The 9062-nt window shown below is 70.2% G+C and carries 10 protein-coding genes; 5 read left to right on the plus strand and 5 right to left on the minus strand.

Features of this window, described 5'->3' with window-relative positions:
* Together AC30N0_RS17335 and AC30N0_RS17340 are read left to right on the plus strand one after the other, a co-directional pair.
* Positions 1-508, plus strand: a 508-nt coding sequence (locus AC30N0_RS17335) for a tripartite tricarboxylate transporter permease (protein ID WP_489519143.1), incomplete at its 5' end; no start/stop codon positions are given.
* Between the two features lie 59 nt (positions 509-567).
* Positions 568-1743, plus strand: coding sequence for an MFS transporter (locus tag AC30N0_RS17340; RefSeq protein ID WP_489519152.1), 1176 nt, complete (start codon positions 568-570; stop codon positions 1741-1743).
* A gap of 22 nt (positions 1744-1765) precedes the next feature.
* On the opposite strand, the gene AC30N0_RS17345 is transcribed toward AC30N0_RS17340, so the two are convergent.
* On the minus strand, positions 1766-2107 hold the full coding sequence (locus AC30N0_RS17345; RefSeq protein ID WP_489519144.1) for a hypothetical protein: 342 nt from the start codon (positions 2105-2107) through the stop codon (positions 1766-1768).
* A gap of 59 nt (positions 2108-2166) precedes the next feature.
* Positions 2167-2409: a hypothetical protein gene (locus tag AC30N0_RS17350; RefSeq protein WP_489519145.1), complete on the minus strand. Its 243-nt coding sequence runs from the start codon at positions 2407-2409 to the stop codon at positions 2167-2169.
* A 243-nt stretch (positions 2410-2652) separates the two neighbouring features.
* On the opposite strand from AC30N0_RS17350, the gene lysM reads away from it, so the two are divergent.
* Together lysM and AC30N0_RS17360 are read left to right on the plus strand one after the other, a co-directional pair.
* The gene (lysM, locus tag AC30N0_RS17355; protein ID WP_489519146.1) at positions 2653-3165 is read left to right on the plus strand and encodes a peptidoglycan-binding protein LysM; all 513 of its coding nucleotides are present in this window, start codon (positions 2653-2655) and stop codon (positions 3163-3165) included.
* A gap of 17 nt (positions 3166-3182) precedes the next feature.
* A complete protein-coding gene (locus tag AC30N0_RS17360) occupies positions 3183-4316 on the plus strand; it encodes a YihY/virulence factor BrkB family protein (RefSeq protein WP_489519147.1) in 1134 nt (377 codons plus the stop codon).
* Between the two features lie 76 nt (positions 4317-4392).
* Here the strand turns inward: AC30N0_RS17360 and AC30N0_RS17365 are convergent, their stop codons facing one another.
* Genes AC30N0_RS17365 through AC30N0_RS17375 form a run of 3 tightly spaced genes read right to left on the minus strand, consistent with a single transcriptional unit; the run spans position 4393 to position 7623 of the window.
* Complete coding sequence (locus AC30N0_RS17365) at positions 4393-5961, minus strand: UxaA family hydrolase (RefSeq protein WP_489519148.1); 1569 nt, start codon at positions 5959-5961, stop codon at positions 4393-4395.
* Positions 5958-6821 carry a fumarylacetoacetate hydrolase family protein gene (locus AC30N0_RS17370; protein ID WP_489519149.1) on the minus strand — a complete coding sequence of 288 codons (864 nt, stop codon included), beginning with the start codon at positions 6819-6821 and terminating at the stop codon, positions 5958-5960. Before AC30N0_RS17370 ends, AC30N0_RS17365 begins: the two co-directional genes overlap by 4 nt.
* Positions 6822-6858: 37 nt before the next feature.
* Positions 6859-7623 carry an SDR family oxidoreductase gene (locus AC30N0_RS17375; RefSeq protein ID WP_489519150.1) on the minus strand — a complete coding sequence of 255 codons (765 nt, stop codon included), beginning with the start codon at positions 7621-7623 and terminating at the stop codon, positions 6859-6861.
* A gap of 166 nt (positions 7624-7789) precedes the next feature.
* Here AC30N0_RS17375 and AC30N0_RS17380 point away from each other — a divergent pair.
* On the plus strand, positions 7790-9062 hold a 1273-nt coding region (locus AC30N0_RS17380; RefSeq protein ID WP_489519151.1), incomplete at its 3' end, for an efflux RND transporter periplasmic adaptor subunit.

The raw sequence follows: 9062 nt of genomic DNA on the forward strand, positions 1-9062 counted from the left end.
GATCGGCGTGCTCTACATGAAGAACATGAATCCGGGCCCGACGCTGTTCACCAACAACCCGCAGAACATCTACGCCGTCTTCCTGCTCTTCATCATCGCCAACCTGATCATGCTGCCGCTCGGCTGGATGTGCATCAAGGCAGCCAAGCGGATCCTGCGCGTGCCGCGCGACATCCTGATGCCGGTGATCCTGCTGTTCTGCGTCGTCGGTGCCTTCGCCATCAACAACACCGCCTTCGACGTCGGCATCATGCTGATCGCCGGCGTCATAGCCTGGATCCTCGAGGAGAACGGCTTCCCGATCACGCCGCTGATCCTCGGCGTCGTCCTCGGCGGCATGCTCGAGGAGAACTTCGTCTCCTCGATGATCAAGGCCGACGACAACATCCTCGCCTTCTTCGGCCGGCCCATCGCGGCCGGCCTCGGCGCGTTGACCCTGGCGATCTGGCTCTGGCCGGTGCTGCAGGCGGTGCGGTCGCGTCGCCGGCGCTCCTCGAGGCCAGCGTGACGCTCGCGGCGCGCGGCGCCGATTCGCGCCAGGCCTGGGTCCGCCTCGTCGTGGCTCTGATGCTGATGACGGTCGGCAGCAGCGCCATGTACGTGGTCGCCGTCGTCCTGCCGAGCGTGCAGGCCGAGTTCGGCGTCGCTCGCGCCGACGCCTCCCTTCCCTACACCCTGCTGATGATCGGCTTCGTCGTCGGCGGCATGGTCATGGGCCGACTGGCCGACCGCTTCGGCATCGTCGTGCCGCTGCTCATCGGCGCGGCCGGGCTCGGCACCGGTTTCGTCGCGGCCGGCCTGGCGCCCAATGTCTGGACCTTCGCCATCGCGCACGGCCTGCTCCTCGGCCTGGTCGGCAGCTCGGCCAGCTTCGCGCCGCTGGTCGCCGACACGTCGCTGTGGTTCGTGCGCCGGCGCGGCATTGCCGTCGCCATCTGCGCCAGCGGCAACTACGTCGCGGGCGCCATCTGGCCGCCGATCGTGCAGCACTTCGTCGAGTCGGTCGGCTGGCGCCAGACCTACGTCGGCCTCGGCATCTTCTCGGCGCTGGCCATGGCCTCGCTCGCGCTGCTGATGCGGGAACGCCCGCCGGCGCTCGTCGCCGCCGCCGCCACGCCGCGCGCCGGCGCCGGTTCGCCCTCGGACCGCCCGTTCGGCCTGTCGCTGAACGGCGCCCAGGTGATGCTCTGCATCGCCGGCCTGGCCTGCTGCGTGGCGATGTCGATGCCGCAGGTGCACATCGTCGCCTACTGCGGCGACCTCGGCTACGGCGCCGCCCGCGGCGCGCAGATGCTATCGCTGATGCTGGCCTGCGGGGTGGTCAGCCGGCTCGTCTCGGGCGCGATCTGCGACCGCATCGGCGGCCTGCGCACCCTCCTCCTCGGCTCGGTGCTGCAGGGGCTGGCGCTGCTCCTCTTCCTGCCCTTCGACTCGCTTGCCTCGCTCTACGTGATCTCGGCCCTGTTCGGGCTGTTCCAGGGCGGCATCGTTCCTTCCTACGCGATCATCGTCCGCGAGTACTTCCCGCCCGCCGAGGCCGGCGCGCGTGTCGGCACCGTCCTGATGTTCACCCTGCTCGGCATGGCGCTCGGCGGCTGGCTCTCGGGCAAGGTGTTCGACCTGACCGGCTCGTACCACGCCGCCTTCCTGAACGGGATCGGCTGGAACCTGGTCAACCTTGCCGTCGTGCTGTTCCTGCTGAACCGGGTGCGGCCAGGGAGCCACCGCCTCGCCCCGGCCTGAGCCGAAGCCCGCCGACCCCCGTTCAGCGGTCGGCGAAGAACGGCAGGCCGACGTCGAACTCGCCGACGGCGCCCTTGACGATCCGCGAGACCACCGGCTTCATCGACTCCGGCCCTTCCCAGGTCGATCCACCGGGCCGTCCGTCGCTGCTGGTCACGACCACGAAGCGGGTGTCCTCCCGGTAGCAGGAGTCCGCGAACAGGCGGCGGTTCAACTCGTCGACGAATTCGTCGACGCTGACCGGCGTGGCCTGGGGCGGGCCGCGCAGCAAGCGCTTCCAGTGCTCGCCGCTGGCCGTGGCGGACCGGCGTGGCTTGCTGCCCTGGGGCGCGCCGGCGCCCGATGTCGTTTGCTTTGCCACCACGCCCGTCCGAGTCCGCGTCTCGATCGGCAAGCGCTGTGCCGCCTGCGCCGCCCGATGCGTCAGACGCGTACGAGGCGGGTGTGGGTGTCGACGATGGTGAACGAGTCGTCGTCGTTGCGGACCACGGGCAGGCACGCGTAGGCGGTGCGGTAGGTCCGCGCCACCGGTCGCATGACGGTGCTGCCCGTCCCCCCGTGGTCGAGGCGCTCGAAGGTCGTGCTCTCGACCAGGGTGTAGCCGGACCCGGTGACCGAACGGACCTTGATGGTGGCGGTTTCCTCGGTGACGGTCTGGTTGGGCACGGGTGGGTGTTGAGCAAGCATCGGGGGAGGGGCCGACGACGTCGGGCCGGGTGAATGCCGTCCTGGGCAAACAACGTGCACACCCCTCGCGGGCACATGCGTTGCCTCGCCGACCCGGTGGGCGCCCCTGCCGGACAACCGAATGCGGCTGCGTAGGACGCTGTCGCTTCAGTCGCTGTCCGCTCGATCGGCGGGCCTGCGCCCTGTAGATTCCCCGGCTTCATCAACGACGAGGGCGACCCCATGAGTCTGATCAGTTTCCTGAAGGATGCCGGCGAAAAGCTGTTCAACCCCGGCAAGGCGGCCGCGGCCGCTCCGGCTGCAGCCAACGCGCCAGCCGCAGCGACCCAGCCCGACATCGCGGCGCTCAACGACACCGCGGCGCAGGCCATCGAGCGCTACATCGGATCGCAGGGCCTCAAGGCCGACGGCCTCGACGTCCGCTACGACGGCGCCAGCCAGACGGTGACCGTCGCCGGCGTCGCCCCCGACCAGGCGACCAAGGAAAAGATCGTCCTGTGCTGCGGCAACGTCTCCTCGGTGGCGCACGTCAACGACATGCTGACCGTCGCCGCCGCGGCCGAGCCAGAGTCCACCTATCGCACGGTCAAGTCCGGCGACACGCTGTCGAAGATCGCCAAGGAAGCCTACGGCGACGCCAACGCCTACATGAAGATCTTCGAGGCGAACAAGCCGATGCTCGCGCACCCCGACAAGATCTACCCGGGCCAGATGCTGCGCATCCCGGCCGCCTGAAACCGACGAGTGAGCCCATGAACGCCGCCACCCTTGCCCAGCCGACCGCCTCGACGACGCAGCGGACCGGAAAGCCGTCACTAAAGGACGGGTGGCAGCTGGTCAAGTCGGCCGGCGCGGCGTGGGTCGACGACTACGCGGCGAGCATGGGCGCGGCGATCTCGTACTACACCGTCTTTTCCCTCGCGCCGCTGCTGCTCATCGTCATCTCGGTGGCCGGTCTGGTGTTCGGCGACGAGGCGGTGCGCGGCGAGCTGTTCGGCCAGCTCGCCGGCCTGATGGGCGACGACGCGGCCAAGGCCATCCAGGACATGCTGGCCGGCGTCAGCAAGCCGTCGTCCGGAATCATCGGCACCGTCGTCGGCGTGCTCGTGCTGCTCATCGGCGCGACCACCGTCTTCGGCGAGCTGCAGGACGCGCTCGACCGCATCTGGCGCGCGCCCGAGCGGCCCAAGGGGGCCGGCCTGTGGGGCCTGATCCGGGCCCGCCTGCTCTCCTTCGGCATGATCCTGTGCCTGGCCTTCCTGCTCGTGGTGTCGCTCGTCATGGGCGCGGTGATCGCCGCGCTCGGCAAGTGGTGGGGGCCGCTCTTCGGCGGCTGGGAGGTGCTGGCGCAGGTGGTGAACCTGGCGGTCGGCTTCGGCCTGACGACCGTCATCTTCGCCGTGATCTACAAGATGATGCCGCGCGTCGACATCCAGTGGCACGACGTCTGGATCGGCGCGCTCGTCACCGCCGCCCTGTTCACCATCGGCAAGTTCCTGATCGGCCTGTACATCGGCAAGAGCGGCGTCGCCTCCGGCTTCGGCGCCGCCGGCTCGATCGTCATCATCTTCATCTGGGTCTACTACTCCGCACAGATCTTCCTGCTCGGGGCCGAGTTCACCTGGGTCTATGCCCAGACCATGGGTTCGCGGCGCGGCATGGCGGCGGCCGAAGCCGGGCAGCCCGCGCAGGCGGCGGGCGCGGCCGAGATCCCCTCGCGTTCGCAAGATGCCAGCGGTTCCGTTCCGGACCCGGGCGCACCGTCATTGCCCCTGGCTCCACCGGCGGCGGCCGCGGCGCGGGCCTCGCTGGCCGAGGTCGGCGTCGGCGTCGGCGTCGGGCTGGCCTTGCGCTACCTGGTGCCGCGACTTCTGCGCCGCTTCTAGAGCGTCACGGGATGTACCTTGCTGCAACGCTGTCATGCCCGACGGGCCGACACAAGCCGACGCCGGCATCGCCGCACTACATCACCGCGCCAAGCGACCAGGGAACGAACTCGTTCTGCCCGTAGCCGTGGACCTCGCTCTTGGTCTTGCGGCCGGAGGCGGTGTCGAGCATCAGGCGGAAGATGCGCTCGCCCATGGCGTCGATCGACGCCGTGCCGTCGATGACCTCGCCGCAGTTGATGTCGATGTCGTCTTCCTGCTTCTGCCAGAGCGCCGTGTTCGTGCTCAGCTTCAGCGACGGCGACGGCGCGCAGCCGTAGGCCGAGCCGCGGCCGGTGGTGAAGCAGATCAGGTTGGCGCCGCCGGCCACCTGGCCGGTCGCCGAGACCGGGTCGTAGCCCGGCGTGTCCATGAAGACCAGGCCGCGCGTCGTCACCGGCTGGGCGTACTCGAAGACGTCGGTCAGGTTCGTCGTGCCGCTCTTGGCGATCGCGCCCAGGCTCTTCTCGAGGATCGTCGTCAGGCCGCCGGCCTTGTTGCCGGCCGAGGGGTTGTTGTCCATCTCCTGGTCGTTCTTCGCCGTGTAGTTCTCCCACCAGCGAATGCGGGCGATCAGCTTGTCGGCGACCTGTGCCGAGACGGCGCGCCGCGTTAGCAGGTGCTCGCCGCCGTAGATCTCGGGCGTCTCGGACAGGATCGCCGTGCCGCCGTGGCGGACCAGCCGGTCGACCGCGGCGCCGAGGGCCGGGTTGGCGCTGATGCCGGAGTAGCCGTCGGAGCCGCCGCATTGCAGGCCGACCGTGATGTGGCTGGCCGGCACCGGCTGCCGGCGCGACCGGTTGGCTTCCTCGAGCAGCCACTCGACCAGCTCGACGCCGTGCGCCACCGACTTCCTCGTGCCGCCGGTCTCCTGAATGTTGAAGGCGTGCAGCGCCGCCTTGCCGGGATGGTCGGCGCCGAGCTTCTCCTGCTCGACCAGGCCGCTGATCTGGTTCGTCTCGCAGCCGAGGCCGACCACCATCACGGCGGCGAAGTTCGGATGGCGGGCATAGCCGCCGAGCGTTCGGCGCAGCACCTGCAAGGGCTCGCCGGCGCTGTCCGTGGCGCAGCCGGCACCGTGCGTCAGGGCGACGACGCCGTCGACGTTCGGGAAGCGCTCGAGCGCGCGCGGGTTGGTGTCGCGCCGGAAGTGGTCGGCGATGGCGCGGGCCACCGTCGCCGAGCAGTTCACCGAGGTCAGGATGCCGATGTAGTTGCGCGTCGCGATGCGACCGCCCGGCCGGACGATGCCGTCGAAGGTCGCCGGCTCGGCGACGAACTCGGTCGGCCGGGCCCCGCTCGCCGCCGCGTAGTCGCGGGCGAAGCTGGCGAACTCCAGGTTGTGCGTGTGCACGTGCTGGCCGGCCGCGATCGGCTGCTTGGCGGTGCCGATGATCTGGTCGTAGCGGCGCACCGGCGCGCCGGCCGCGATGGCCCGTGTCGCCAGCTTGTGGCCGGGCGGGATCAACCCCGAGACGGTGATCCCCTCGCTCGCGATCCGCGTCCCGCCGACCAGCTGGTGCCGGGCGATGACGACGTCGTCGGCCGGGTGGATACGGATCACGAGGGGGTCGGTGACCGCCTCGGACGAAAGGCGATCGTTCATCCGTCGATCAGCTTCGGGTCCCAGGCGTGGACCTTCTGGCGCTGCTCGCCCAGGCCCTCGATGCCGAGCCGCATCTCGTCGCCGGCGACCAGGTATTTCGGCGGCTTCATGCCGAGCCCGACGCCGGGCGGCGTGCCGGTGCTGATGAGGTCGCCCGGGTACAGCGTCATGAATCGGCTGCAGTAGGCGACCAGCTCGGCGACGCCGAAGATCATGGTCTTCGTGCTGCCGTTCTGGACCCGCTTGCCGTTGACCTCGAGCCACATGGCGAGCGCCTGCGGATCGGGCACCTCGTCGGCCGTGACCATCCACGGGCCGATCGGGCCGAAGGTGTCGCAGCACTTGCCCTTGTCCCAGGTGCCGCCGCGCTCGAGCTGGTACTCGCGCTCGGAGACGTCGTTGACGACGCAGTAGCCGGCGACGTGCTGCAGGGCGTCGGCCTTCTCGACGTAGCGCGCGACGCTGCCGATGACGACGCCGAGCTCGACCTCCCAGTCGGTCTTCACCGATCCCTGGGGAATGACGACGGCATCGTTGCAGCCGACGATCGCGCTGCCCGGCTTCATGAAGATGATCGGTTCCTTCGGGATCGGCGAGCCGGTCTCGGCGGCGTGGTCGGAGTAGTTGAGGCCGATGCAGATGAACTTGCCCACGCCGCTCCAGGGCGGAGCCAGACGGCCCGGGTTGGAGACGGCGGGCAGCTTCGAGGCGTCGAGCTCGGCCAGGCGCTTCAGGTTCTCCGGACGCAGCGTCGCGGCGGTGATGTCGGGAACGACGCCGGAGAGCTCGCGCACGGTGCCGCCTGCATCGAGCAGCGCCGGTTTTTCCGCGCCCTTGGCGCCGTATCGCATCAGCTTCATTGCTTTCCTTGTGTGAACGGGGTCCGAAGTTTAGGTCTTAGACCGACCAGCCGCCGTCGATCACCTGCGTCGTCCCCGTGGTGAACGCCGACTCGTCGCTGGCCAGGTAGACCGCCAGCGCGGCGATCTCGGCGGTGGTGCCGAGCCGGCCCATCGGCTGGCGCGCGACGAAGGCCGCCTCGACCTGCTCCAGCGTCTGGCCGCTACTCTCGGCCTGGGCGCTGATCCGCTGGCGCAGCGACGGCGATTCGACGGTGCCGGGGCAGATCGCGTTGCAGCGCACGCCCTGGGTGACGAAGTCGGCGGCGATCGACTTCGTCATGCCGATGACCGCGGCCTTGGTCGCGGTGTAGACGAAGCGGTTCGGCACGCCCTTGATGCTCGACGCGGCCGAGGCGACGTTAATGATCGAGCCGCCGCCGACCTTGAGCATCGGCGGCAGGAAGGCGCGGATGACGCGGTACATCGCCCGCACGTTGAGGTCGAACGAGAAGTCGAAGGCGATCTCGTCGCATTCCAGGATCGTGCCGGCGTGGACGTAACCGGCGCCGTTGAAAAGGACGTCGACGGTGCTCTTCGTGTTGGCGCCGATCGCCGCCGCGAGCACCGCGCTGGCGTCGGTGACGTCGAGCCGGCGCGTCTCGCAGCCGGTGGCGCGGCCGAGGTCGGCGAGCAGGTCCTCGTTGATGTCGGTGGCGATCACCCGCGCCCCTTCGCGGACGAAGGCCTCCGCTACGGCCCGGCCGATGCCCTGGCCGGCAGCGGTGATGAAGGCGGTCTTGCCTGACATGCGATCGGACATGGCTTGCTCGTGGAAAGGTTGACGGGGGGTAAAGAATGATGTTGGCACCGCGCCGACGCCAAGATCGGGGTTTGCACCCCGAAGATACGCCGCCTGCCGTCACCGACTTCCAAGAATAACCATGGACCCTGCCCCTCTCCCCGCCGTGCCCCCGCCTCGACCGCCGATGAGCGCGCGCGCCCGCTGGCTGGGCACGGCCATCGCCCTGCTGGCCCTGGCCGCGCTCGGGGCGCTGGCCTGGTACCTGACGCATCGGCCGGCGGCGACGCCCTCCGGAGCGGCCACGGCCGCTGGAGCCGGCCCGGGGCCATCGGCGAGCGGCAGCGAGCCGGGCGGGCCGGGCGGCGGTGCGGGCGGTCGAGGTGGCCGAGGCGCCAACGCCAGCGCCGTCGGCGTGGCCACCGCCGTGGCCGCGAACCTGCCGGTCTTCCTCGATGCCCTCGGCACGGTCACGCCATCCGTCACGGTCACGGTGCGACCCCAGGTCTCGGGGGTCATCACGCAGGTGCTGTTCGCCGAGGGGCAGCTGGTGAAGAAGGGGCATGTGCTCGCCACCCTCGATCCGCGCTCGTACGAGATCGCCCTGCAGCAGGCGATCGGCGCGCGCATGCGCGACGAGGCGCAGCTCGATAACGCGAAGGTGCTGCTGCAGCGCTACCAGACGCTGCTCGGCCAGGACTCGATCGCGCGCCAGGACGTCGACACGCAGCGCGCCGCCGTCCGGCAGCTGGAGGCGACGATCGTCATGGCCCGGGCCACCGAGAACACGGCGCGCCTGAACCTCGGCTACACCCGCATCGTCGCGCCGGCGGCCGGGCGGATCGGCCTGCGCGCCGTCGACGCCGGCAACCTGATCAACGCCGGCGATGCCAACGGCCTGGCCGTGATCACCCAGCTCGCGCCGATCGACGTCGAGTTCTCGGTGCCGCAGGACCGCGTGCCCGAGATCCAGGCCCGCGTCGCCGCCGGCGCGAAGCTGCCGGTGACCGCCTTCGACCGCACGCGCACGACGGCGCTCGGCGAGGGCGTCTTCTCGACCCTCGACAACCAGATCGACACGCAGACCGGCACGGTGCGCGCCAAGGCGCGCTTCGCCAACGCTGGCAATACGCTGTTCCCGAACCAGTTCGTCAACGTCCGGCTGCTCCTGCAGAACATCGAGTCGGCGGTCGTCGTTCCGGTGACCGCCGTGCGTCGCGGCAGCACCGGCGACTTCGTCTACGTGCTGCGGGACGACCGCACCGTCACAGTCCGCCCGGTCGAGCGCGGCGTCGCCACGAACGAGGTCATCGCGATCACGCGCGGCCTGGCCATCGGCGAACGCGTCGTCACCGAAGGCGGCGACCGGCTGCGCGAAGGCGCGAGCGTGCAGCTGGCCGGCGCGCGGCCCGCCTCCGGCTCGGCAGGCGGCGGCCGGCGTGCCGCGTCGTCGCCCGAAG

This window comes from Rhizobacter sp. (genome assembly GCF_031412495.1).
In the GTDB taxonomy this organism is placed as follows: domain Bacteria; phylum Pseudomonadota; class Gammaproteobacteria; order Burkholderiales; family Burkholderiaceae_C; genus Schlegelella_A.

Excerpts from the sequence above, each read along its gene's own strand:
- AC30N0_RS17340 (WP_489519152.1), top strand. The coding sequence starts at position 568 with ATGCTGATGACGGTCGGCAGCAGCGCCATGTACGTGGTCGCCGTCGTC.
- lysM (WP_489519146.1), top strand. The coding sequence starts at position 2,653 with ATGAGTCTGATCAGTTTCCTGAAGGATGCCGGCGAAAAGCTGTTCAAC.
- AC30N0_RS17360 (WP_489519147.1), top strand. The coding sequence starts at position 3,183 with ATGAACGCCGCCACCCTTGCCCAGCCGACCGCCTCGACGACGCAGCGG.
- AC30N0_RS17365 (WP_489519148.1), bottom strand. The coding sequence starts at position 5,961 with ATGAACGATCGCCTTTCGTCCGAGGCGGTCACCGACCCCCTCGTGATC.
- AC30N0_RS17370 (WP_489519149.1), bottom strand. The coding sequence starts at position 6,821 with ATGAAGCTGATGCGATACGGCGCCAAGGGCGCGGAAAAACCGGCGCTG.
- AC30N0_RS17375 (WP_489519150.1), bottom strand. The coding sequence starts at position 7,623 with ATGTCCGATCGCATGTCAGGCAAGACCGCCTTCATCACCGCTGCCGGC.